The following is a 21767-nucleotide window of genomic DNA, read 5'->3' as shown; positions in this document are numbered from 1 at the left end:
AGCGGCTCATCGAGATTGCACAATATTCGCACAACCCTTATATCCTCGCGGTTCCTACCACGTGATAGTAAAATGGCTAACTCAATGGCAGAGCAATTACAGCAGGACATGGAGTGCGAAGGGCTGCTGGAGTGTATCCACGGGCTCAAGCAACTCGACAAGGACTGTTTCCGCGTGATGGTCGAGAGCGAGGAAGCGCTGACGATCGACGAGGTCGCCGACCAGGTCGACCGCGAGCGCTCGACCGCGTACCGATCGATCCAGCGACTGCTCCAGAGCGGCTTCATCCAGAAAGAGCAGATCAACTACGAGCAGGGCGGCTACTACCACGTCTACTACCCGACGGATCCGACCCAGATCGCGAACGATATGCAGCGGATGCTCAACGACTGGTACGCGAAGATGGGCCAACTCATCCAGGAGTTCGAGGACAAGTACGAACACGCCGACGCCGGCACCGAAGTCCCCGCCCAGTAACGGGATCGGTTGTCGGAACCCTCGAGCGACTCTCGAGTCTCCGCTACGGGGTGCCGTTCGACGGCGCTCCCGCCTCATCGTTTCTTCTTTCGTCCAGCCCTCAGTTCCGACGGAGACATCGACCGACGCACAGCCCGGCAACGGACTTAAGGGTCAGTATCGTGTATGATTGGGTGAGATGGGCAATACTAACTTCGATCCGGCGGAGGTCGCACGACGCATCGACGAGGACGGGGAGGACCTCTTCATCCTCGACGTCAGGAACGAAGACGACTACGACGAGTGGCGGATCGACGGGAGCACGAACGTCCCGATCTACGACGAACTGCTGGAGTACGACTACTCCACGCTCGAGGATCACCTCGACGAACTCCCGAAAGACGCGGAAATCGCGGTCGTCTGCGTCGCCGGCATCACGTCGGCACGGGCCGCGGAGTTCCTCCGCGAACACGGATTCGACGCGAGATCCATCGACGGCGGCATGAACGGCTGGGGTCGCGTCCACCGCCAGTACGATCTCGAGGACGCAGACGGCGTCGAGGGGGTCGTACAGGTCGTCCGACCCGGCACGGGTTGCGTCTCGTACCTCGTCCACGACGGCGACGAGGCCGTCGTCGTCGACCCGAGTCAGTACGTCGATCGCTACCTGAACGCGGCCGACGAGCGCGGTCTCGAGATCGTCGGCGTCGCGGACAGCCACGCCCACGCGGATCACGTCTCGGGCGCCCGCCGACTCGCCGGCGAACTCGACGTCCCCTACTACCTCCACGGGGACGACGCCGGCGAGCTCGAGAATATCACGGAACTCGCAGACGGCGAGACGATTCCCGTCGGCGACCGGGACCTCGAGGTGCGCCACACGCCCGGACACACCCCCGGCAGCGTCTCGTTCCGGTTCGGCGACGCGCTCCTCTCCGGCGATACGTTGTTCCTCCGCAGCGTCGGCCGCCCCGACCTCGAGGACGGCTCGGAGGAGGCCGTTCGGACCGCTGCGAGCCAGCTGTTCGACAGCCTCGAGCGGCTGACTGAACTCGAGAGCGATACCGTCGTGCTGCCCGGTCACTTCAGCGACGAATCGATTCGCCCGCTCGCGACCGAACTCGGCGACCTCCGGGCGGAGACGACCAACGAACTCCTGAGTTACGTCGAGGACGACGACGAGGAGGCGTTCGTCGAGACGATCGTCGAGAGCCTCGCGGACGAACCGGCCAACTACAACGAGATCAAGCAGATCAACTGGGGGAAAGAGCAGCCCGGCGGCGACGTCGAGGCGCTCGAACTCGGGCCGAACAACTGCGCCGCGAACTAACGTCGGCAGTCGTCGAAACGGTCATGACGCCGCCAAGGCTCTGGACGGCCGTCGTGACAGAAAAGCTCGGGTCAGCTAACGGGAACTGGAAGACGAACGCGCGGCCCATTGGTTCCAGCCCCGACTGAACAGTTTTCCTGTTTACGAACCGGTATCCAGTTCGATCTGCTATCCCTATTTCTGCTGTCGTAGAAGCTTCGACGGGAAACGCGAATACGCCTCGAGCGATACGTCGCCGAACGACTCGCCGACGGCGACCTCGTCGGCTGGTTTCAGGGGCGCATGGAGATGGGGCCGCGGGCGCTCGGAGCCAGGAGCATCCTCGCCGATCCCCGGACTGCCGCGTCCCGCGACCGGGTCAACCGGTTCGTTAAACACCGCGAGGAGTGGCGCCCGTTCGCGCCCTCGATGCTCGAGTCGGCAGCCGAGGAGTACCTGATAGACGGCGGCCCGGCGCCGTTCATGATCGAAGCCTACGACGTCGACCCCGCGAAGACCGACGACCTCGAGGCCGTCCTGCACCCGGCCGACGACTCGACGCGGCCCCAGACGGTCCGCGAGGACCAGCACCCGCGCTACCACCGACTCGTCTCCGAGTTCGCCGACCTCACCGGCGTTCCCGTCGTGCTGAACACCTCGTTCAACGATCACGCCGAACCGATCGTCCGGACGCCGACGCAGGCGATCAAGGACTTCTACGGGATGGGACTCGACGTGCTCGTCCTCGAGGACCTCGTGCTCGAAAAGGGAGCGACGAAGACCGATCGCGATTCGGAACTGGCGTTCGAAGAGCGCGACGTAGCGATTTCGGGACCGGAATAGCACGGGGTCCACTACGGGTCGGATCGCGAGACGCGAACTCAGCGCGCCGCGTGCGTCTCGAGCGCGTCCACGAGCGTTTCGGCGGACTGGAAGCCGTCATCGAAGCGGGCGACCTCCTCGCCGTCTCTTAGGACGACGTGTGTCGGGACGCTCCGGACGTCGAACTCGGCGGCGAGGTCAGGGACGAGACCGGCGTTCACCGTCGCCACGGCGCCGGGCGCGCTGCGCGCGACGCCGCCGAGTACCGGCTCCATCGACCCGCAGATGCCACAGCCGGACGTGACGAACTCGAGCAGGACGAGATCGTGTGTCGCGAGCAGTTCGTCGTAGTCGGCACTGTCGTTCAACTGAACGGGTTTTTGGGTCGTATGGCCGTCGTCGGTCGGCTCCGAGGGTGTCGTTTCGGTCATCACTGTCGGTAGGGTCTGAAGGCATTTCATTGTTTTGCATAATCCACACAATACCACACCCACTCTCGGTAGATCGATCCACAGCTGGAGGGCGATCAACGGTTACGTACCGCCGATTTGTGGAGGTAGCAGTAAATATCACTTCTATCTATGACGTGGGAGTTTTTCCGAAAGAACCCCGCGAACGCTCCTGAGCAGGCTCGATGCGCTACGTTACTGGGCTACCGTCAACTCGAACCGCGATAAATCTCGCCGTATCGAACAGTAGAATACGTTCGGCCCGACGATCTCCTGAAAACGACGGCTTCGTGCCGTCTCTATCTGCCTTCGAACTACCATGAGTGCCCCCGAATCCAGAGTCGACGTCGAACAGTTCCTCACCAACCTCCTCGAGTTCCGATACCGAGAAGTGACGATGGTCGGCGCGACGGTGGCCGTCCTCGCCGCCTCGATCGTCTTCTTCCCCGGGTTCGAGAACGTCGGGGACGGCGTCCAGTCCGATCTCTCGGGCGGGTTGCTCGCCGGAATCGTCCTGATCGCGGTCGTCGCCGGCGCCGTCAAGGGAATGACCGGCTTCGGCTACTCGCTCATCATGACGCCGATCGTCGCGTCGGTGATCGATCCGACCGTCGCCGTCGTCGTCCTGGCGATCCCGCCGTGGATGCTCAACATGTTCCAGATCGCCGAAACCGGGACGGGACGGGCGTTCGTTCGCGAGGAGTGGTCGCTCCTGTTGCTCGCCGTCGTCGGGACCGTCATCGGCGTCGCCGCGCTGGCGTCGTTCAGCGCCGGCCCGATCGTCGCGTTCGTGATCGGCCTCGTCCTCCTCGGCTACGTGGCCTTCCAGACCGTACAGAACTTCGTCACGGTCGAGGAAGCACACCACCCGTTCGCCCTCGGCGCCGCCGGGTTATCCCAGGGCTTCCTGCTCGCCTTCGCGAACCTCGGGCCGCTGCTCCCGGCATACTTCCACACCTTCGAACGGGACACCGAGCGATACATCGGCGGCCTGTCGATGGTTCTCGGGACGATCTTCACGGTTCGAATCGTGCAGATGGCGCTGTTCACCGACCTGCTGACGACCTACCGACTCTGGCTCGGCTCGGTCATCGCGGTGGTCACGATCGTCGGCCTGCTGCTGGGCACGTACCTCCGACGTCTCGAGTTCGACGAGCGGACGTTCAACTGGTTCGTCGTCGGACTCCTGTTCGTCATCTCGCTCAACATCTTCCGGAACACCGTCCCGGCGCTGTTCTTCTAGCCGCTTCAGGTGCCCGCTACCACCGTTTCGAAGTCTTCGACCAGCCGCGCCGTCGCGACGGTCGCTCCGTCGGGGTAGACGCGTTCGACTAGCCCGCGCTCGTTGACGAGGAAGATGTAGCCGTAATGGGGAAACACGTACTCGAGGTCCTCGTGCTCGTTGGCGTCGCGTTTCTTGAGGGGCAGTCCGAACTGCTCGGTGACGATCTCCTCGGCCGTCTCGTATCGCTCCGGTCGCAGGAAGTGCCAGTTTCCAGCGTCGTGATCGACGCCCCGTTCGCCGGCGTACGTTCGCAACGCGTCCTCGGTGTCTCGCTCGGGATCGAACGTCATCGCGAGGAACGCGGCGTCGTCGCCGTACCCTCCTTCGGCCGCGACCGCCTGCACTCGTCGCAACCGCAGCAACAGCGCGGGGCAGACGCCGTCGGGACACGACGTGTAGAAGAAGGTCATCAGAACGGTCCGCTCACCTTCGAACTGGTCGGTCGAGACGGTCTCGCCGTTCAGCGGATCGGGAAGTTCGACCGCCGGGAAGTCGTCGCCGTAACTCGGATGGGACGCCTCGCTCAGATCCCGTTTCGGCGGCTCGAGGACCGCGCCGTCGGCGCGGTCCCGTTCGGTACCGCTGCCTCGATCCGTCCGGTGATCGTTCCCGCTCGATAGCGAATTCAGACATCCCGCGGCGGCGACGACGCTCGACGCGGCGATCGATCGGAGATAGAGACGCCGATTCATAGGTCGACCTTTCGGTGGGGATCGTAAACCCTGTACGGCGATTCCCCGAGTCGGAAAAAGTGATAGTGGCGAGGGAGAACGTCGACTGTGGTGACTACCGCGAGCGCGCTGGGATCACTTCGTCAGCGAAATGAGGACGAGCACCATTCCGCTCGAGACGATGGCCGCCTGCACGAGCGCGGCGGACGCGATGGTCGTTCCGAACACGTGGTAGATGAGTCCCTCGCAGATCGCGCCGGCGCCGATGAAGACGAACCCGCCCGAGACGTACAGCATCGGCGTCTGTCCGCTCCGTCGATAGCCGTGGTACGCCAGATACGCGACGACGAGACTCAGAACGAGCGTGATCAGTTTGGCGAGCAGGAAGGACACTTCCATCACTCGTCACCCCGGAGCCCGCTCCAGAGCGCCGTGAAGTTGTCCGCGAGTTCGTCGCGGGTCTCCATCGTCAGCGAGAGTTGTCCGTCGGTGACGTCGACGTGAAGCTCCTCGAGCGCCGTCTGGAACTCGCTCCGGTGGGAGCCGTCCGAGTCGACGGTTCGGCGTTCCTCGATGAGACCGTGTTCCTGCAGCGTCGAAACGCGGCGATAGATCGTCGTGAGCGAGGCGTCACACTCCTCGCTGAGGGTTTTCGCGGTCTTTGGCCCGTCTCGATCCGCGGCGAGAAGGATCTTCCGCGCGTACTCGTCGGCGAGGATCTGGAAGATTTCCGCCGAGTTCGAGGAGCCTCCGTGTTGCACACAATGAACCCCGTCGTTGGGCGACAAATAGGCCACGATTTGCCAGTCTAGCAAACCACCGTTACTGTCTTGTCCCCCTCTCGTGGGCCATCCATATTAGTGGCGTTCGCCGTTCCGTTCGTCTCTCGGCGGTAGCCAGACGACGTCGAACCAGAATTCCCCGAGCGTGCGGACGACGTCGACGAACCCGTCCCGGTCGGCCGGCTTCCGAACGTACGCGTTCGCGTGATTCGCGTACGATTGGGCGATGGATTTCCGCTGGTCTACTGCAGTGAAGACGACGACGGGGACGCCCGTCCACTCGGGGTCGGCATCGAACGTCTCGAGAAGCGTTCGCCAGTCCATCTTCGGGAGGTCGATATCGAGCACCACGAGGTTCGGACGGGACCGGTCGGGATCCGAGGTACGCTGCCGAACGATCTCGAGGGCTTCGGCGCCGCTGGAAGCGGTCGAAACGGCGTTTGCGCTCGTCACGTCCTCGAGCGTCTCGAGAAAAAGCTGAACGTCCTCGCCGTTCGGATCGATGACGAGCACTTCGATAGGTGGTCGGTTGATCATTGGCTTGCTACGGTGGATCGCAAGAGTATTGTGGTGATATGGATAAACCCCGCAATAGATTTATCGTTTCGATAGGAACCTAAAGTGGGACCCGTCATGGTGCGCACGTCGGGCACGAGCGGCTATGGCGAACGTAGATCAGTCCCGCCAGAATCAGCACGGAGAGCGCACCGAGGGCCGGTCGTAACGGATCGAAGTACGTCATGAGCGCGGACGAGCCGAACAGTGCGAGCAGGGCGACGTTACAGACCGGGCAGCCGACCGCCAGGAATCCGCCGACGAGACCGCCGATCATCCAGCGGTCCTCGCCCCCCGAGACGTCGATACCGCTCCCGTCGGCGTCTTCGAAGTCGGAATCGACTACTTCGGTCGCCAGCCGCTGGGCGACGTAGACGCCCGCCAGCAGCGCGGTCAGCGCCAGGAACAGGTAGTCGACGGGAGTCCGCGGGACCATCCGGACGTAGAGCGGGTTCGGGACGAGCCCGGTGACGAGTCCGAACAGCAGGAACACGCCGCTTCCGGCGGCCGCTCCCAACAGCATCGCTCGGCGGTCCGAACGGATCGACCGGACGAAGCCGTGATCCGTCATTTCGTCACCCCCGACGTGACTGCACACCGTTCGGGGTGGCCCGCCCGTCCGAGGAAGAACAGCAACAGCAGGAGACCGCCGACGCGAAGCGACGCGCCGTCGTACGGAAGCGCCGCGAGCCCGCCGGCGAATCCCAGGAAGCCGAGGAGACCGGCACCGCAGCTCGCACAGCCCGACGCGAGGAGACCGGGAACGACGCCGGAGAGGTCGGTGAGACTCGAGAGGCCAACGAGTCGTAGCTGCGCGGCGACGTTGACGACGGCGATACCGGAGAGGAAAGCGTAGAGGACGACGACCGCGAGTCCGGTCCAGCCGTCGGTGCGGTACACCGTCTCCGTGAGCGAGACGACGACGTACTCGAACCAGTGGAGCCCGTCTCCGAGCATCTGGAGCGAGAACTCCGGCATCGTACTCAGGATCATGAGGACGTAGGTGGCGAACGCCACGAGGACCAGTGCGATCGTCCCCCGCCACGTCTCGAACGGATACGATACCGCCGCGGAGAGATTCGCGAGGTGGGCCCCGACCGCGTCGCGTCGAGTCATTTACGCGATCGGACGGCGGACGGACGGAAAGCTCCGACTCCGATTTGCTGGGTCAGCAAATCGGCGATTCCGTTACGGACGCGGGTCGGAAACGTTCGAAGAGACACCCGATGTCGATCGATCAGTCATCCCGTCGCGCCTTCCTCGCCGGCTCAGTCGTAACGGTCGGCGCCGGCGGCGCGTACCTTCTCACGCGATCCGACGAGACCGCACACGACATCTCCCCCTCGCTTCACTCGAGCGACGAGACGACCGCGTTCGGCGTCGACCTCGCCGGAAAGCCGATCGTGGGTTCGCCCGAAGCGCCGCTCGAGATCTACTACTGGACGGACTTCCAGTGCCCGTTCTGCGAGCGGTTCGAACGGGAGACGTTCCCCGATCTGGTCCGAAACTACGTCGAACCGGGCGACGTTCGCGTCGTATTGATCACGCTGCCGTACTTCGGCGCGGACTCGATGACCGCCGCGGTGGCGAGCAAGTGCGTCTGGGAGCAGGTCCGCGACGACGACTCGTCCGCCTACTGGGACTGGCACACCGCGGTGTTCGACGAACAGGGCGAGAAGAATTCGGGCTGGGCGTCGGCCGAGAACCTCCTCGAGTACACCCGTTCGGTCGACGCCGTCGACGCGGACGCCCTCGAGTCGTGTCTCGAGGACCGACGGCCGGAACTCGAGGATGCGGTCGAGACCGACGCGGACCGGGCGACCGAGAACGGCGTGTCGGGCACGCCGACGTTCGTCGTCTTCAATCGGGACTCCGAGGCCGCCGGATCGCTCGTCGGCGCACAGCCGATCGAGCGGTTCGACGAGGCGATCGACCGGATCGAGGACGCGTGATCGGGTGACTGTGTTACCGAGCGCGGTGGTGCCGCCGCTCAGTCGTACTCGAACACGCGAGCCATCCCCCGCTCGAGGTGATAGACGTTGTGACAGTGGAACAGCCAGTCGCCGGGGTTGTCCGCGCGGAAGTCGAACGTCACCTGATCGCCGTGAGGCGCGACGAGGACGGTGTCCTTGACCGCGTCGCCGACCTGAAAGAAGTGGCCGTGGAGGTGCATCGGATGGATCGCCGGACTGCGGTTCACCATCCGCACGCGGACGTGGTCGCCCTCGCTGATCTCGAACGGGTCGGCGTCCGGGTACACCTCGCCGTCGATGGTCCACGCGTCAGCGTCGGCGCCGCCCATCATCCCGCCCGACAGGGTGAGGTCGAACGTCCGGTCCGGCTCCCCGTCGAGTTCCAGCGGCTCGAGCGCCTCGAGGTCGCCGTACTCGAGTTCCCGCCCGTCGAACCCCGGCCCTTCAGCGGATCCGTTCTCGGACGCGTCACCGTACCGGAGTCTCGCCTCCGCGGGGTCCTCCTCGCCGACGACGGGTTCGGCGACGACGGCCCACTCGCCGGGCGAGTCGGCCTCGAGGATCGCGTCGTAGCGCTCGCCCATACTCATCACGAACGAGTCCACTTCGACGGGTTCGACCGGTCGGCCGTCGGCGTGCGTGACGGTCAACGAGTGGCCGCCGACGCCGACGCGATAGGTCGTTGCGCTGCTCGGATTAATAAATCGCAGTCGGACGCGCTCGCCTTCTTCGACCTCAAAGACAGGCGGATCCGAGGGGAGGCGACCGTTAACGAGCAGTCCCTCGTACGGCGGTCGCTGACCCATCATCTGACTACCCGGGCCCATGCCGTCGCCGTCTCCGCCAGGTCCGCCATCGGGTCCCATTCCATTGCCGTCTCCGCCAGGTCCGCCACCGGGACCCATGCCGTCGCCATCTCTCTCCGGTCCGCCGCCAGGCCCCATTCCGTCACCGCCGCCCGGCGGGGCTTCGATCGAGTCCAGCGCCGGCGCCTCCGCGAGGTAATCGTCGAACTGTAGCGTGTACTCGCGGTCGTACTCGACGTGCGGTGACTCCTCCTCGACGATCAACGGCCCGTAGAGGCCCCTGTCGAGTTGCAGCCCGACGTGGCTGTGGTAGACGTACGTGCCCGCCGGTGACGCCTCGTACTCGTACTCGAACGTCCCGTCCGACGAGACGGGGTCCTGCGTGACGTCCGGAACGCCGTCCATCGGGTTCGGAACGGGAACGCCATGCCAGTGAATCGTCGTCCCCTCGGGCAATCCGTTCTCGAGCGAAACGCGGAGCGTCTCTCCCTCGCTCACGCGGAGTTCCGGTCCGGGAAACTGCTCCTCGTACAGCCACGTCTCGGTGCTCTCGTCCGCTCCGACGTCGACTTCTCCGCTCGAGGCGACCAGCGTTTCTTCGAGTCCGCCGCCGTCGTCTCTGGCCTCGTCGTCCTCGTTTTCCTGTGCGGTCCGCTCGAGTGCGGCCGATCCAATTCCGCTCGTGAGTCCCGCGGTCCCGAACAGCGTCACGCCGCCGATACGCAACGCCTGCCGTCGTGGAACGGTTCGATCGTTGTCGTCCATCACAGAACCGTCCACGACCGCGATGAAAAATGAGGGGCATGCCAGCGCATATCGGTCTCGGTCCGCGTCTGCCAAACGTGACCTCGGGACCGTCCGGGAGCCGCTCCCAAGCGGATCGCTTGCGTTCTCACTCGAGCGTCGCGATCAGCAGAAAGGTCTCCGGGCGGACCGCCTCGTGTTCGATCGCGAACCCGGCGTCGCGGAGGGCATCCGCCGCCTCGTCAGCGCCGTATCGCTCGTCGACCGGCGGACCGTTCTCGCCGGTTCCGGTGGCCGCCCAGTCGACGATCACGAGCCGGCCGTCCGGAGCGAGGACCCGCCGGATCTCGGCGATCGCCTCGTCGCTCGCGAACTCGTGGTAGGTCATCGTCGAGAACGCGGCGTCGACGTCGCCGTCGTCGAACGGCAGGTCACTCACGTCGCTGGTCACGAGGTCGACGTTCTCCGGGACGCCCTTCTTCCGGTAGTACTCGTGCATCTCCTCCTGCACGTCGACTGCGTATACCTCGCCGGCGTGGGGCGCGACGTCGTCGGTGAAGAAGCCGGTCCCGCTACCGAGGTCGGCGACGGTGTCGTCCGGTGAGGGTGACAATCCCCACAGCAGCTCCTCGGCCGAGACGAACCGGTATCGCCACTCGGCCTCCTCTAACTTGTCCGCTCGCTCGGCGTCGAACGTGTGGTATCCCATGTTACAGCTCCTCGAAGGCGGTATCGACGAGTTCGCCCGTCTCGGCGACGATCTCCGCCATCTCGTCGTCGTCGGGTGCCATTCCGACGAGTCGCGCGATGCGCATGATCGAAACGTGGTAGACACGCTGCTGGCCGGGTTCCTCCTCCCAGATGACGACGTTGCACGGGAACAGCGCGCCGAGTTTCCCGTCGCTAACCTCGAGCGCGCGGTCGGCCACCGCGGGGTTACACGCCCCGAGGACGTAGTAGGGATCGCGGTCGGCGTCGACCTTCTCGTTGAGCAGTTCCGACGGCGAGAATTCGACGGGGACGCCGAACCCCGCGTCGGTGAACACCTCGCGGACGTGCTCGATCGCCTCTTCGTGGTCCATCTCGAGGGTCGTCTGTTTCGCACCGATCTCGTCGGGATCGATCTGGGCGGGGTCGATAGGTAGCGACATCGTGTATAGTATTGGGCCCACCACGAAAAGTGCTTCCGGATTTTGGTGCCGACACCTCGCGGTGGTGGGGCACGGGTCATTGACGAGTCGCAGCGATGGATCGCTCGAAACCGGCCGGACGCGCGGGAGCCGCTCGACAGGAGGAATCGTCGTTCTGGTGTGTGCGACCGGTCTCCGAAGCACCGATCGCTCCGCTCGATACCAGTGCGCCCGTTTCCGTAAGATATTGTTTTTCACTCACAATTATAAGCACAACTGTGATGACAAAGATCGCTTCGCAGGCAACCGAAAGCGAACCGCGGTGGCCGAATACGACCGAGATTCGAAGCCGAAACCGACGCTCGACAGAGAGCTTCCGAAAGCGCCCGTGAGCCGCTCGTGAACGTCGACTGGAAACGGGGTTGAGCGGGGCGACCGGCCGTTCTGTCACGGTCGGTCGCCGGCGGCCGAGTCGCCGAACGGATTGCGGCCGTTCAGCGCAGGAACCCGAACAGTTCGTAGTCGTGATCGGGTTTGTACCGGCGGAACAGCAGGCTGTTCGACAGCACGGAGACGCTCGAGAACGCCATCGCCGCGGCGGCCAACACCGGTTGGAGCAGCCCGAGCGAGGCCAGCGGGATGAGCGTCGTGTTGTAGCCGAGCGCCCAGACGAGGTTCTGCTTGATCTTCTGGAGCGTGGCGTCGGAGATGCGGATCGCCTTCACGACGTCGACCGGGTCGTCGCGCATCAGCGTCACGTCGGCCGCCTCGATGGCGACGTCGGTTCCGCTGCCGATCGCCGTGCCGACGTGCGCGACGGCCAGCGCGGGCGCGTCGTTGACGCCGTCGCCGACCATCATCGCCTCGCGACCCTCGGCCTGAATCGCCTCGACTGCCGCTGACTTATCCTCGGGGAGGACCTCGGCGCGAACGTTTTCCGGATCGATGCCGACTCGTTCGGCGACGGCGCGGGCCGTCCGCTCGTTGTCGCCGGTGATCATCATCACGTCGAGGTCCCGCTCGCGGAGCGCGGTGATCGCCTCCTCGGCGCTCTCCTTGATGGTGTCGGCGTCCGCGATGACGCCGAGGAGGTCGCCGTCGTCCGTGCCGGCGGGCACGCGAGCGACGAGCATCGCCGTCTTCCCCTCGTTCTCGAGGCGCTCCATCGTCTCCGCGGCGGGCGCGGGGTCGATTCCGTTGTCCCGCAGCAGTTTGCGGTTCCCGACGAGCACCTCGTCGCCGTCGACGGTGGCGCGGACCCCGTGTCCCGGCACGTTCTCGAAGTCGTCCGGATCGTCGACGTCGAGGCCGCGTTCCTCGGCGCCCTCGACGACGGCTCGAGCGAGCGGGTGTTCGCTACCGCTCTCTGCCGCTGCAGCGAGTCGGAGCACGTCGTCCTCGGTGAGCCGGTCGCGTGTGGCGGGGGAGTCGCTGTCGGCCGCTGCCGCTCCGCCGTCGGGGACCGGCCGGTCGTCCGCGTCGACGGCGACGACGTCGGTCAGCTCCATCTCGCCCTCGGTGAGCGTCCCGGTCTTGTCGAAGACGACCGTGTCGACGTCCTTCGCGCGCTCTAGGACGTCACCGCCCTTGAACAAGACGCCGTTCTGCGCTCCGATGGCCGTTCCGACCATCGTCGCCGCGGGCGTCGCCAGTCCGAGCGCGCAGGGACAGGCGATCAGCACCGCCGACGCGAACACGACGATCGCGAACTCGAAGACCGAGACGGAGCCGCCTGCCGGAGCCGGCCCGCCGGCGACCTGTCCCCACAACGGGAGCCAGTCGACGAAGCCGGCCAGCGCCTCGGGGAAGAGGAACCAGACGGTGCCCCAGAACAGGGCGTTGGCGATGACCGCGGGGACGAAGTACGCCGAGATCCGGTCGGCGAGGTTCTGAATCTCCGGCTGACGGGACTGGGCCTCCTTGACCGTCTGGACGATCTGCTGAAGCGCCGTGTTCGAGCCGACCTTCGTCGCCTCGACGGTCAACACGCCGTTCTCGTTGATCGTCGAGCCGACCACCTCGTCACCGGACTCCTTCTCGACGGGGACGGACTCGCCGGTGACCATCGACTCGTCGACGGCCGACTGGCCGTCCACGACGACCGCGTCGGTCGGGATCTTCTCGCCGGGTCGAACCTTCATCCGGTCGCCGACGTCGACGTCCTCGAGCGGGACCTCCCGTTCGGTCCCGTCCTCGTCGACGACGGTAGCCGTCTCGGCCTCCATCTCGAGGAGCTTTCGGAGGGCGTCGCCGGCCTGCCCCTTCGACCGGGCCTCGAGGTAGTTCCCGAGCGTGATGAACACGAGGATCAGCGCCGCGGTGTCGAAGTACGTCTGTCCGGCGACCAGCCCGAGCAGGACGGCGAGGCTGTAGACGTACGCCGTCGACGAGCCCAGTGCGATGAGCACGTCCATGTTCGCCCGGCCGTTCTTCGCGATCGCCTTGTAGGAGTTCTCGTAGAACGGTTTGCCGAGGACGAGCTGGACCGGCGTCGCGAGCAGGAAGCCGACCCACTCGAACTCGAGGCCGAAGACGGTATCGGGAAAGACGGTCCCCCCCAGCAGGAACCGATCGGCCAGGAAGAACAGGAACGGTGCCGACAGCGCCGCTCCGAAGAGGGTCAGGCGGAGCTGTTTGCCGATCTCCTCCTGGCGGGCTGCGTCGCGCCGTTCCTGGTCCGACTCCGCGGCGCCGTCATCGTCGCGGATCGGCGTGTAGCCGGCCTCCTCGACCGTGTCGTAGAGTTCCGACCGCGAGACGTCAGCGGGGTTGAACTCGACCTGGGCCTCGTCGGTCGCGTAGTTCGCCTCCGCGTCGATGACGCCTGGCACCAGCTCGAGGGCCTCCTCGTTGGTGTCGGCGCAGTTCGCACACGTCATGTCCGCGATGCCGATCGACGCGGTGGCGGACTCGGCGTGGTAGCCGGCCTCGTCGATCGCGTCGTATATCTCCCGGAGTGATACTTCCCCCGGATCGTACTCGACGGAGCCCTCGTCGGTGGCGAAGTTGACGTTGGCCTCCGAGACCCCGTCGAGCGCCTCCAGGGCGTCGGTGATCGACTGCGAACAGTTCGCGCAGCTCATCCCCTGGATCTCGAGGCGAGTGGTTCGCTGACTCATTATCGTTTCATAGGGGATCGTCCTTTACCACGGTTTTCAGTAGATATTCAAGGTGAGCCACCTCTCCACCTTTGGAAAGATAAGTGGGTTCGACGTCCAGTTCTGTAGCGATCGATATACCCCTCGAACTTCGACCGGTTCGACGGCGAAGCGGAGGACCGCCCGCTCAGTTCCGGACGGTCGCGTAGAGACGCCGGAGACGCCGTCGGTGGTAGAGGATCGAAATCGCGACGAGGAACAGAACCGTCGCGATTTCGTATCCCCACCGTCCCGCTACCAAGACCACCGAGGAACTGCTGGCGCCGCCCGCGAGCAGCGGGGCGAACATCGGTCCGACACAGGCGGGACACGCGGCGAGCCCGATGACGCCCCCGATCGCCGACCGCGCAAGTTCGAGGAGCGCATCGTAGACGAGATAGGCTAACGCGACCAGCCCGAGCGTCTGGTACGGAACGAGCGTCAACGCGATCCAGTCACCGGCGTACACCAGCACTGGGCTCCATCCCAGCGATCGCCCCCACGTAACGCCGATCGCGTTCGAGCTGATCAACTGCCCGATGAGCGGGGAACTCGACTGGAGTAAGCCCGAGAGATAGAACAGCGCCAGCAGATACGCCACAGCGACGGCAGCAGCGAGAATCCGGACGCGAGGCCGCGGCGAATCGGGCCGGGTGTGCCAGACGACCCAGACGGAGGCGGTACTCCAGATAAACGGGATGAGAAAGTGAGTAATCCGTTGTCCCGCCTCACCGGTAGCGTACGCGAACGCGAGTCCGGCGATCACCTGAATCGCGAACAGCAGGTTCAACTGCGTGCTCGCCGCCACGAACCACTCGAGATCGTCGCTATCGATCGTCGATTTCGCCGCGGATTTCGGCTCTGTCGATCGCACGATTGCGTGTGAGACACAGAACCGCAAAAAGAAACCGATCCGAACGCCGCCCGCGGGGGTGCCGGTATTCCGGCCGACGAACTATGTGCCCTCCTCGAGGCGGTCGTAGCGGTCCTCGAATCGGGTCCGACACGACGGACAGCAGAAGTGATACAGCTGGGCGTCGATGTTCGTCGACTCTCCCTCGGTATCGACGGTGTTGCCGCATTCGGCGCAGATGAGCGCGAACTCGGTTCCGTCGAGCGAGGGTCGCCACTCGACGTCGTCGATCAACGTCACCGAGTAGTCGACCCCGTCGACGCCCGCGAACAGTCCGTCGAGCCACCGACGAACGTTCCGGACCCGTGCGCGGGCGGAAAACCAGATCTCGCCGTCCGCGGTCACGAACACGTGTTCGACCGCCTCGGCGTCGCCGATCCGGTCACTGAGATCGTCGACGGCGTCGATCACTCCCCATACCTGAACGAACACCGGAACGCCGGCCCGGAGTTGCGAGCGATCCACGTCGACGGTAAAGCGATCGATGACGCCCGCCTCCTGCAATCGCTCGACGCGGTCCGAGACGGCCGGCCCGGAGAGACCGACCTGCTCGGCGATGTCGCTGAACGGTCGTCTGGCGTCCTCACCCAGCAGTCGCAAGATCTCCATATCGGTCTCGTCGAGGTCTCGCATGGGTGGCGTACGTTTTGACTCGGGATAGATCTCCGGTTTCGGTTTAGAATCCAAAGTGAGATCGGAGAATAGCTACTAGTGGATAGTGGCACGGAACTGAGTCAGGCGATTCGACACCTATAGATGCGAACCGAACTTTTGCGCTGCGGGCGCGCCGGAGGCGCGCCCTCGGCAAAACTTCGATGAAAAGCACTCCTCCCTCCCCTACGGGTCGGTCGTCGGCCCGCTCGCTCACTCCGTTCGCTCGCGGTGAGCGCACACTTCTCCGCCTGTACTGATCGTGACTTTCACCCTCGTTGTCGAATAATGCCCGTTCCGAAAGCGAGGTTCGCCGGACTACCGCGACCGGTCCCGTTTCGTCGCGTCGAGTTCCGGCGTGTCGGTCGCGAGGACGAACGCTCGAGGGTGTCTCGAGACCAATCGCTGACCCGGAAAATCGTCCGAATACATATCCGTCTCGCTGTCGGACTGTCGGCCATGAGTTCGGACGACCCCTCTCGCCGATCGTTGCTCGGGCTGGCAGGGCTCGCGAGCCTCTGTTGTATCGGCCCCGGGACCGCCGCCGTGACCGGCGGAACGACCGTCGGGCTGACGGCCGGGATCGCACAGGGCGTAGTGATTTTCGCGGTGCTCGGCGTCGTCGGACTCCTGTTCCGGCTTCGGTCGGATTGTTCGTGTTCCTCCCCCGATGCGAATCGGGAGACGCGGCGGTCTCCGAACGCGGACCTCGAGTGACCCGTCGACTCGACGAAGGACGACGCGCCGAACCACCTGCCCAGAAATTGTATAGTATTGGGGGTTCCTAAGAATACTTTAGTCGTCGCCGTTCCAATCCTCTCGTATGACCGAGACGTTCGTCGTCGGCGGCGGTGACGCAGCGGGGATGAGCGCCGGGAGCAAGGCGAAACGCGACGATCTCGAACGAGAGGTAATCGTCTTCGAGAAGGGCGAGTGGGTATCGTATGCCGCCTGCGGGGTGCCCTACTACGTGAAGGGAGAGATCGACGAACTGGACGACCTCGGGGCCGCCCGGACAGGGATCGTCGACGAAGATCAGGCCCGCGAGGCTGGATCCGATCCCGTTTCCGTGACGATTGCGGCGTCGACCCGCGCTCACTACTCCCCCGACGGCGCGGAACTCACCGTCACGCTGGTCGCCGACCGCGAGAGCGGCAGGCTGCTCGGCGGCACCGTCGTCGGCCGCGAGGGTGCGAAGCGCATCGACACGGTCGCGACGGCGCTGACGAGCGGAATGGCCCTCTCCGAACTGCAGAACGCGGACCTGGCGTACGCGCCGCCCTTCAGCCCCGTCTGGGATCCGATCCTCACGGCGGCGAAGGTTCTCAACGGGAAACTCGAGTGACGAGCCGATGACGACGATGACCGACGACTCCGGCGAGTTCGAAGCCTACGTCGCCGACCACCGCGCGGACTTGATCGACCTCGCGCTCGATCTGCTGGCAGTCGACACGACGAATCCGCCCGGCGACACGCGCGAGATCATCTCGCTGCTCGAGGAGTACCTGTCGCCGCTGCCGGTCGACGTCGAGCGGTTCGCGGTCGATCCGGCGAAGCCGAACCTGCTCGTGACGCTGCCGGGCACGAGCAATCGAACGCTACTGTACAACGGTCACCTCGATACGGTACCCTTCGACGCCGACGCATGGTCGTACGATCCGCTCGGCGAGCGCGTCGACGACCGAGTCTACGGGCGCGGCGCGACAGACATGAAAGGTGCGATCGCCGCGATGCTGTTCGCAATCCGCGCGTTCGCCGAGACCGACACCGAACCGCCCGTCGACCTCGCGTTCGCGTTCGTCAGCGACGAGGAGGTCGGCGGCGACGCAGGGCTCCCCGCGTTGCTCGAGGCCGACCAGCTCGACGCCGACGCCTGCGTCATCGGCGAGCCGACCTGCGAGAGCGACCGCCACTCCGTAACGGTCGCCGATCGGGGCAGCATCTGGCTGACGCTCGAGGCGACCGGCGAGGGTGCACACGGCTCGCGGCCGGTACTGGGCGAAAACGCGATCGACCGGCTCTACGACGCGGTCGCGACGCTACGGGAACGGTTCGGTACGCGGCGGCTCGAACTCGAACCGACACTCGAGCCGATCGTCGACGAATCGATCGCGTTCTACGAGCCGATGATGGGCGCCGAGACCGCCCGCGAACTGTTCGAGACGCCGACGATCAACCTCGGCATCCTCGAGGGCGGGGACGCGATCAATAGCGTTCCGCGGGCGGCCCGCGCGGAGATCGACATCCGACTGACCGCGGGCGTGCGGACACCTGATCTCCTCTCGGAGATTCGGGAGTGCGTCGCCGACTGCGAGGGAATCACGGTCGCCGACGTCTCCTGGAGTGTCGGTACCGCCGAACCGATCGACAGTCCGCTCGTCGAGACCGTCGTCTCGAGCGCCGAAGCAATAACCGGCGAGCGTGTGTACCGCCGGAGCGCGACCGGCGGTGGCGACGCCAAGAGACTTCGCAACGCCGGCGTTCCGACGGTGGAGTTCGCGCTCGGGACGGATACCGTCCACGCGGTCGACGAGTACACGACCGTCGACGCGCTCGTCGGGAACGCGACGGTGTACGCGCGCCTACCCGAAGTGTGGGCGTCCGCAGTCGACGGGACGGACCCGTCCGATCCCCGCGACTCAACGTGGGATTCGGGAAACGCTTAACTCACGGTCGTTCTTATTTGTGGGTATGAAGCACAATATTGGGTGGACAGATCGGATCGTCCGCGCGGTCGGTGGTGCGGGACTGGCTGCCGTCGGCATCGCAGCGCTCAGCGACGCGCTCGAGTTCGAGACGACGGCGAGTACCGCCGCGCTGTTGATCGGGGGCATCCTCCTCGGGACGGCGCTGACTCGAACCTGCCTCCTGTACCGAATTCTGGGAGTCGATACTGCCGCATAACCAACATGGATGCAGAACGATTCCAGAACACGGGACAACCCGATTGGGACTGGTGGGGAAGACTGTGGCCGACACCGGCGGCGACGCTCCGCCGCCTGGGGGTCACCCCCGGTCGGACGGTCGCGGAGGTCGCCTGCGGGAACGGCTACTTCGCGCTCCCCGCGGCCCGGATCACGGATCCCAACCCGGTCTACGCGCTCGACCTCGAGGAATCCCTACTCGAGGAGTGTACGCGCCTCGCCGAGCGACAAGAGATCGAGAACGTCGTCCCCATTCACGGCGACGCGCGACGGCTGTCTCAATTGCTCCCGGAACGAGTCGACGTCGTCTTGGTCGCGAATACGTTCCACGGCGTCGATGACAAACGGGCGTTCGTCGAGGAGGCAGCAGAATCACTCCGACCGGGCGGGCGGTTCGTCGTCGTTAACTGGCACGATCGGCCGCGCGAGACGACCACCGTCGCGGGCGAGCCGCGGGGGCCGCCGACCGACCTGCGGTTGTCGCCCGACGACGCAGCGGCCGCCGTGCTAGAGTGCGAGACGTTTTCCCTCGAGGAGCGGATCGAACTTCCGCCCTATCATTACGGGCTGCTGTTCGAACGGACGACGAGTGAATCGACGGCCGGCGACCGGTGACTGTTATCCGTCGCCCGAGGGAGAAATGCGAGTTCGGGCGTTCGGTCAGTATTTCATAGTACACCCAAGATTATTACCGTCTGGTTCCGTAGGGAGAGGTATGCAGCCGAGCACGACGATGACGCCAACCGAACTCAGGGCGGATATCCCCGCCCTGCAGGAGGGAACCTATCTCAACTTCGGCGCTCACGGTCCAAGTCCGAAATACGTCGTCGATGCCGCCGACGAGTTCGTCCGCGAGCACGAGTACGAGTCGCCGGTCGGCGACCACCCCTACGAGACGGCGTTTCGAGCCTTCGACCGCACTCGAGAGCGAGTCGCGTCGTTCGTCGGCTCCGACACGGACGAGATAGCGCTCACCGAAAGCACGACGGCCGGGATCAACGCCGTCGCCAACGCGATCGACTGGCAGCCCGGCGACGTCGTGGTCCGGACGGACATCGAGCACCCCGCCGGAATCCTCCCGTGGCAACGCCTCGAGCGAGAAGGTGTCGAGGTCCGAGTCGTCGAGACCGAAGCTGGTCGCGTCGATCTCGAGCGCTTCGCCGAGGCCGTCGCGGATGCCAGAGTCGCCTGCTTCAGCGCGGTCACGTGGACCCACGGGACGCGGCTGCCGGTGGCGGAACTGGTCGATATCGCCCACGACGCCGGCGCGCTCGCGCTCGTCGACGCCGTCCAGGTCCCTGGACAGCTGCCGATGGACGTCCGGGAGTGGAGCGCCGACGCGGTCGCCGCCGCGGGGCACAAGTGGCTGCTGGGGTTATGGGGCGGCGGCTTTCTCTACGTCGACCGCGACGTCGCCGAAGGCCTCGAGCCGCGGACGGTCGGCTATCGAAGCGTCGAGACGCCGTCCGCCGATCCCTACGAGTACGCGGCCGGCGCACGTCGGTTCGAAGTCGGGTCAGCGAACCCGGCACCCCACGTTGCGCTTCGGGAAGCAATCGACGTGATCGACGAAGTTGGGATCGACCGGATCGAAGACCGTGTCCACCGTCTCGCTGGCCGGCTGGCCGACGGCGTCCCCGACGACCGGCTACTCAGTCCGTCGCCACCGGAATCGGGACTCGTGACGATCGACGTCGACGATCCGGAGGCGACGGTCGAACGGCTGACCGCCGACGGGATCGTCGTCCGGGCCCTGCCGTCGCCGAACGCGATTCGGGCGTCCGTCCACGCGGTCAACACTCCCGGGGACGTCGACCGACTGCTCGGGGGACTGGAGCGCGAGTGGTAGCACGAAAGCGGCCGAGCGGAACTCACTCGATTCGAACGTCGAATCGCGTCGGACATTCCCCGATACGGTTCGTATCCGGTGAGTACTCGATAACGCCGAGTGCGTCGATCATCGGGCGGTGGACGTGGTGAAGCGAACACGCCACGCACGCGACGGTCTCGTCGTCGACTGCGTCCGCGCCGTTTTCGCGGGCAACGATTCCGGCCGCCAGCTCGGCAGTTCGATCGGCGACGCCTGTCCCGCGAGGACGTCGAGAGTCATTCGACGCCGGTCGCTCCCGAGCAGTCACTGTGACGGTGACGACCAGAATGGTCGCGAGACGGGCGGCGACGAGACGACCGGTCACTCCGAAATTCATGTGTATCACTACGACAGACGTGTCGCTACGGGACATACTCGAGTCCTCGTTCTTCCCGACTGAGAATCGGGATCCGCGCGAGCGGAACCCGTACTCGACCCGAAAACCGCGCAGCCGACGGATCGCCAGACGACCAGTTTGTGGCGGAAGGAAGACCGCGAGCGGATGGGAACGGTCAGTTGGACCGAACCACGCGGCGGAATTCGCCTCGTTTTTCGTCGTCGCTCGAGAACAATCGACAACGATGGACAGAGAGTCGACGAAAGACGTCGATCCGAACGACGCAGAACACCGCGAGATAGGCGCGGGCCTCCTGGACGAAGATATGGGACCGAGTTCTGCCATGGCCCACCTCTACCGCGGCGAGATTCACCGGATGAAGTTCTGGCGAGAACGGCTCGACCAGACGACGTACTGGGCGATCGTCGTGATGAGCGCAATCCTCACGTGGTCGTTCTCGAGTCGGAACAATCCCCACTACGTCGTGTTGTTGGGTGCAGCGGCGGTGACCGCGTTCCTGATCATCGAGGCCCGTCGTTACCGCGGGTACGACATCTGGCGCGGGCGCGTCCGAACGCTCCAGAAGAACGTCTTCGCATACGGGCTCGACCCCTCCGCCGGCCTCGAAGACCCGTCGTGGCGCGAGAAATTGAGCCAGGACTACCGACGGCCCGCGATCAAGATTTCCGCCGGAGAGGCGATCGCCCATCGCCTGCGGCGGATCTACCTGCTCCTGTATACGATAATTCTGGGCGCGTGGGTCGTCCGCATCACGGCGTTCGCCAGCCAATCCTGGCCCGAAAGCGCCGCCATCGGCGAGATTCCGGGTCTCCTCGTCTCTGCGACGGTCGCCGCGTGCTACCTCCTCGCGGTGTTCGTCACGGTTCGACCGCGAACGTGGAAAGCCGAGGACGAACTCCACGAGGCGGAAATCGGCCGACATCGTTGAAACG

General features: G+C 65.2%; 24 protein-coding genes and 2 pseudogenes. 12 read left to right on the top strand and 14 right to left on the bottom strand.

All coding sequences use genetic code 11. The features are described 5' to 3' along the window. Window positions 1–72: 72 nt before the first annotated feature. From J0X25_RS38850 to J0X25_RS38840, 3 genes and pseudogenes are all read left to right on the top strand, one after another. On the top strand, window positions 73–477 hold the full coding sequence (locus J0X25_RS38850) for a helix-turn-helix domain-containing protein (protein ID WP_226777118.1): 405 nt from the start codon (window positions 73–75) through the stop codon (window positions 475–477). Window positions 478–655: 178 nt separating this feature from the next. Then, window positions 656–1786 (top strand): MBL fold metallo-hydrolase, encoded by a 1131-nt coding sequence (locus tag J0X25_RS38845; RefSeq protein WP_226777116.1) that lies wholly within the window; start codon window positions 656–658, stop codon window positions 1784–1786. 219 nt (window positions 1787–2005) lie between these two features. Beyond that, a pseudogene (locus tag J0X25_RS38840) lies at window positions 2006–2608 on the top strand (carbamoyltransferase C-terminal domain-containing protein); the annotation flags it as partial. A gap of 38 nt (window positions 2609–2646) precedes the next feature. On the opposite strand, the gene J0X25_RS38835 reads toward J0X25_RS38840, so the two are convergent. Then, the gene (locus tag J0X25_RS38835; protein ID WP_226777115.1) at window positions 2647–3018 is read right to left on the bottom strand and encodes a thioredoxin family protein; all 372 of its coding nucleotides are present in this window, start codon (window positions 3016–3018) and stop codon (window positions 2647–2649) included. 337 nt (window positions 3019–3355) lie between these two features. On the opposite strand from J0X25_RS38835, the gene J0X25_RS38830 reads away from it, so the two are divergent. Continuing rightward, window positions 3356–4279 carry a sulfite exporter TauE/SafE family protein gene (locus tag J0X25_RS38830; protein WP_226777113.1) on the top strand — a complete coding sequence of 308 codons (924 nt, stop codon included), beginning with the start codon at window positions 3356–3358 and terminating at the stop codon, window positions 4277–4279. Window positions 4280–4284: 5 nt separating this feature from the next. Here the strand turns inward: J0X25_RS38830 and J0X25_RS38825 are convergent, their stop codons facing one another. From J0X25_RS38825 to J0X25_RS38800, 6 genes are all read right to left on the bottom strand, one after another. After that, window positions 4285–5013 carry an SCO family protein gene (locus J0X25_RS38825; protein ID WP_226777111.1) on the bottom strand — a complete coding sequence of 243 codons (729 nt, stop codon included), beginning with the start codon at window positions 5011–5013 and terminating at the stop codon, window positions 4285–4287. Between the two features lie 114 nt (window positions 5014–5127). Then, window positions 5128–5391, bottom strand: a complete 264-nt coding sequence (locus J0X25_RS38820) for a DUF7521 family protein (protein WP_226777109.1) — start codon at window positions 5389–5391, stop codon at window positions 5128–5130. Further along, the gene (locus J0X25_RS38815; RefSeq protein ID WP_226777107.1) at window positions 5391–5753 is read right to left on the bottom strand and encodes a winged helix-turn-helix domain-containing protein; all 363 of its coding nucleotides are present in this window, start codon (window positions 5751–5753) and stop codon (window positions 5391–5393) included. The genes J0X25_RS38820 and J0X25_RS38815 overlap by 1 nt, the downstream gene beginning before the upstream one ends. Before the next feature lie 96 nt (window positions 5754–5849). Next, on the bottom strand, window positions 5850–6311 hold the full coding sequence (locus J0X25_RS38810; protein WP_226777105.1) for a response regulator: 462 nt from the start codon (window positions 6309–6311) through the stop codon (window positions 5850–5852). A gap of 94 nt (window positions 6312–6405) precedes the next feature. After that, window positions 6406–6900: a hypothetical protein gene (locus J0X25_RS38805; RefSeq protein ID WP_226777103.1), complete on the bottom strand. Its 495-nt coding sequence runs from the start codon at window positions 6898–6900 to the stop codon at window positions 6406–6408. Then, on the bottom strand, window positions 6897–7445 hold the full coding sequence (locus J0X25_RS38800) for a hypothetical protein (protein ID WP_226777101.1): 549 nt from the start codon (window positions 7443–7445) through the stop codon (window positions 6897–6899). The genes J0X25_RS38805 and J0X25_RS38800 overlap by 4 nt, the downstream gene beginning before the upstream one ends. Window positions 7446–7555: 110 nt before the next feature. On the opposite strand from J0X25_RS38800, the gene J0X25_RS38795 reads away from it, so the two are divergent. Then, window positions 7556–8281, top strand: a complete 726-nt coding sequence (locus J0X25_RS38795; RefSeq protein ID WP_226777100.1) for a DsbA family protein — start codon at window positions 7556–7558, stop codon at window positions 8279–8281. Between the two features lie 38 nt (window positions 8282–8319). Here J0X25_RS38795 and J0X25_RS38790 read toward each other — a convergent pair whose 3' ends face one another. From J0X25_RS38790 to J0X25_RS38765, 6 genes are all read right to left on the bottom strand, one after another. Next, window positions 8320–9873 carry a multicopper oxidase family protein gene (locus J0X25_RS38790; RefSeq protein WP_226777098.1) on the bottom strand — a complete coding sequence of 518 codons (1554 nt, stop codon included), beginning with the start codon at window positions 9871–9873 and terminating at the stop codon, window positions 8320–8322. Between the two features lie 127 nt (window positions 9874–10000). Continuing rightward, complete coding sequence (locus tag J0X25_RS38785; protein WP_226777096.1) at window positions 10001–10561, bottom strand: class I SAM-dependent methyltransferase; 561 nt, start codon at window positions 10559–10561, stop codon at window positions 10001–10003. Between the two features lies 1 nt (window position 10562). Next, the gene (locus J0X25_RS38780; RefSeq protein WP_226777095.1) at window positions 10563–11003 is read right to left on the bottom strand and encodes a DUF302 domain-containing protein; all 441 of its coding nucleotides are present in this window, start codon (window positions 11001–11003) and stop codon (window positions 10563–10565) included. A gap of 473 nt (window positions 11004–11476) precedes the next feature. Then, on the bottom strand, window positions 11477–14101 hold the full coding sequence (locus J0X25_RS38775) for a heavy metal translocating P-type ATPase (RefSeq protein WP_226777093.1): 2625 nt from the start codon (window positions 14099–14101) through the stop codon (window positions 11477–11479). Between the two features lie 166 nt (window positions 14102–14267). Continuing rightward, complete coding sequence (locus J0X25_RS38770; RefSeq protein ID WP_226777091.1) at window positions 14268–14993, bottom strand: DUF7546 family protein; 726 nt, start codon at window positions 14991–14993, stop codon at window positions 14268–14270. An 81-nt stretch (window positions 14994–15074) separates the two neighbouring features. Continuing rightward, the gene (locus J0X25_RS38765) at window positions 15075–15665 is read right to left on the bottom strand and encodes an AsnC family transcriptional regulator (protein ID WP_226777089.1); all 591 of its coding nucleotides are present in this window, start codon (window positions 15663–15665) and stop codon (window positions 15075–15077) included. A gap of 477 nt (window positions 15666–16142) precedes the next feature. Here J0X25_RS38765 and J0X25_RS38760 point away from each other — a divergent pair, with 477 nt between their 5' ends. The 6 genes and pseudogenes from J0X25_RS38760 to J0X25_RS38735 all read left to right on the top strand — a co-directional run bounded on the left by J0X25_RS38760 (window position 16143) and on the right by J0X25_RS38735 (window position 20456). Further along, window positions 16143–16400, top strand: a complete 258-nt coding sequence (locus tag J0X25_RS38760; protein ID WP_226777087.1) for a hypothetical protein — start codon at window positions 16143–16145, stop codon at window positions 16398–16400. 280 nt (window positions 16401–16680) lie between these two features. Continuing rightward, window positions 16681–17028: pseudogene (locus J0X25_RS38755) on the top strand (FAD-dependent oxidoreductase); the annotation flags it as partial. Between the two features lie 16 nt (window positions 17029–17044). Then, window positions 17045–18349 (top strand): M20 family metallopeptidase, encoded by a 1305-nt coding sequence (locus J0X25_RS38750; RefSeq protein ID WP_226777310.1) that lies wholly within the window; start codon window positions 17045–17047, stop codon window positions 18347–18349. 25 nt (window positions 18350–18374) lie between these two features. Then, window positions 18375–18587 carry a YgaP family membrane protein gene (locus J0X25_RS38745; protein WP_226777085.1) on the top strand — a complete coding sequence of 71 codons (213 nt, stop codon included), beginning with the start codon at window positions 18375–18377 and terminating at the stop codon, window positions 18585–18587. Window positions 18588–18592: 5 nt separating this feature from the next. After that, window positions 18593–19222: a class I SAM-dependent methyltransferase gene (locus J0X25_RS38740; RefSeq protein ID WP_226777083.1), complete on the top strand. Its 630-nt coding sequence runs from the start codon at window positions 18593–18595 to the stop codon at window positions 19220–19222. Between the two features lie 100 nt (window positions 19223–19322). After that, window positions 19323–20456, top strand: coding sequence for an aminotransferase class V-fold PLP-dependent enzyme (locus tag J0X25_RS38735; RefSeq protein ID WP_226777082.1), 1134 nt, complete (start codon window positions 19323–19325; stop codon window positions 20454–20456). 22 nt (window positions 20457–20478) lie between these two features. Here J0X25_RS38735 and J0X25_RS38730 read toward each other — a convergent pair whose 3' ends face one another. Continuing rightward, window positions 20479–21159, bottom strand: a complete 681-nt coding sequence (locus J0X25_RS38730) for a DUF7344 domain-containing protein (protein ID WP_226777312.1) — start codon at window positions 21157–21159, stop codon at window positions 20479–20481. On the opposite strand from J0X25_RS38730, the gene J0X25_RS38725 reads away from it, so the two are divergent. Further along, on the top strand, window positions 21059–21763 hold the full coding sequence (locus tag J0X25_RS38725; protein WP_226777081.1) for a DUF2270 domain-containing protein: 705 nt from the start codon (window positions 21059–21061) through the stop codon (window positions 21761–21763). The two genes, J0X25_RS38730 and J0X25_RS38725, sit on opposite strands and share 101 nt — an antisense overlap. Window positions 21764–21767 lie beyond the last annotated feature (4 nt).

The organism is Haloterrigena alkaliphila, from assembly GCF_017352155.2.
Classification (GTDB): Archaea; Halobacteriota; Halobacteria; order Halobacteriales; family Natrialbaceae; genus Haloterrigena; species Haloterrigena alkaliphila.
Note: the sequence above shows the minus strand (reverse complement) of the source record. Positions and strands in the feature narration are given on the sequence as shown.

Bases quoted from the DNA above. Each gene is read 5' to 3' on its own strand.
- J0X25_RS38740 (WP_226777083.1), top strand. From the start codon at position 18,593: ATGGATGCAGAACGATTCCAGAACACGGGACAACCCGATTGGGACTGG.
- J0X25_RS38780 (WP_226777095.1), bottom strand. From the start codon at position 11,003: ATGTCGCTACCTATCGACCCCGCCCAGATCGATCCCGACGAGATCGGT.
- J0X25_RS38835 (WP_226777115.1), bottom strand. From the start codon at position 3,018: ATGACCGAAACGACACCCTCGGAGCCGACCGACGACGGCCATACGACC.
- J0X25_RS38765 (WP_226777089.1), bottom strand. From the start codon at position 15,665: ATGCGAGACCTCGACGAGACCGATATGGAGATCTTGCGACTGCTGGGT.
- J0X25_RS38810 (WP_226777105.1), bottom strand. From the start codon at position 6,311: ATGATCAACCGACCACCTATCGAAGTGCTCGTCATCGATCCGAACGGC.
- J0X25_RS38790 (WP_226777098.1), bottom strand. From the start codon at position 9,873: ATGGACGACAACGATCGAACCGTTCCACGACGGCAGGCGTTGCGTATC.
- J0X25_RS38745 (WP_226777085.1), top strand. From the start codon at position 18,375: ATGAAGCACAATATTGGGTGGACAGATCGGATCGTCCGCGCGGTCGGT.
- J0X25_RS38845 (WP_226777116.1), top strand. From the start codon at position 656: ATGGGCAATACTAACTTCGATCCGGCGGAGGTCGCACGACGCATCGAC.
- J0X25_RS38850 (WP_226777118.1), top strand. From the start codon at position 73: ATGGCTAACTCAATGGCAGAGCAATTACAGCAGGACATGGAGTGCGAA.
- J0X25_RS38775 (WP_226777093.1), bottom strand. From the start codon at position 14,101: ATGAGTCAGCGAACCACTCGCCTCGAGATCCAGGGGATGAGCTGCGCG.
- J0X25_RS38725 (WP_226777081.1), top strand. From the start codon at position 21,059: ATGGACAGAGAGTCGACGAAAGACGTCGATCCGAACGACGCAGAACAC.
- J0X25_RS38750 (WP_226777310.1), top strand. From the start codon at position 17,045: ATGACCGACGACTCCGGCGAGTTCGAAGCCTACGTCGCCGACCACCGC.
- J0X25_RS38805 (WP_226777103.1), bottom strand. From the start codon at position 6,900: ATGACGGATCACGGCTTCGTCCGGTCGATCCGTTCGGACCGCCGAGCG.
- J0X25_RS38820 (WP_226777109.1), bottom strand. From the start codon at position 5,391: ATGGAAGTGTCCTTCCTGCTCGCCAAACTGATCACGCTCGTTCTGAGT.
- J0X25_RS38795 (WP_226777100.1), top strand. From the start codon at position 7,556: ATGTCGATCGATCAGTCATCCCGTCGCGCCTTCCTCGCCGGCTCAGTC.
- J0X25_RS38730 (WP_226777312.1), bottom strand. From the start codon at position 21,159: ATGGCAGAACTCGGTCCCATATCTTCGTCCAGGAGGCCCGCGCCTATC.
- J0X25_RS38785 (WP_226777096.1), bottom strand. From the start codon at position 10,561: ATGGGATACCACACGTTCGACGCCGAGCGAGCGGACAAGTTAGAGGAG.
- J0X25_RS38735 (WP_226777082.1), top strand. From the start codon at position 19,323: ATGCAGCCGAGCACGACGATGACGCCAACCGAACTCAGGGCGGATATC.
- J0X25_RS38825 (WP_226777111.1), bottom strand. From the start codon at position 5,013: ATGAATCGGCGTCTCTATCTCCGATCGATCGCCGCGTCGAGCGTCGTC.
- J0X25_RS38760 (WP_226777087.1), top strand. From the start codon at position 16,143: ATGAGTTCGGACGACCCCTCTCGCCGATCGTTGCTCGGGCTGGCAGGG.
- J0X25_RS38830 (WP_226777113.1), top strand. From the start codon at position 3,356: ATGAGTGCCCCCGAATCCAGAGTCGACGTCGAACAGTTCCTCACCAAC.
- J0X25_RS38800 (WP_226777101.1), bottom strand. From the start codon at position 7,445: ATGACTCGACGCGACGCGGTCGGGGCCCACCTCGCGAATCTCTCCGCG.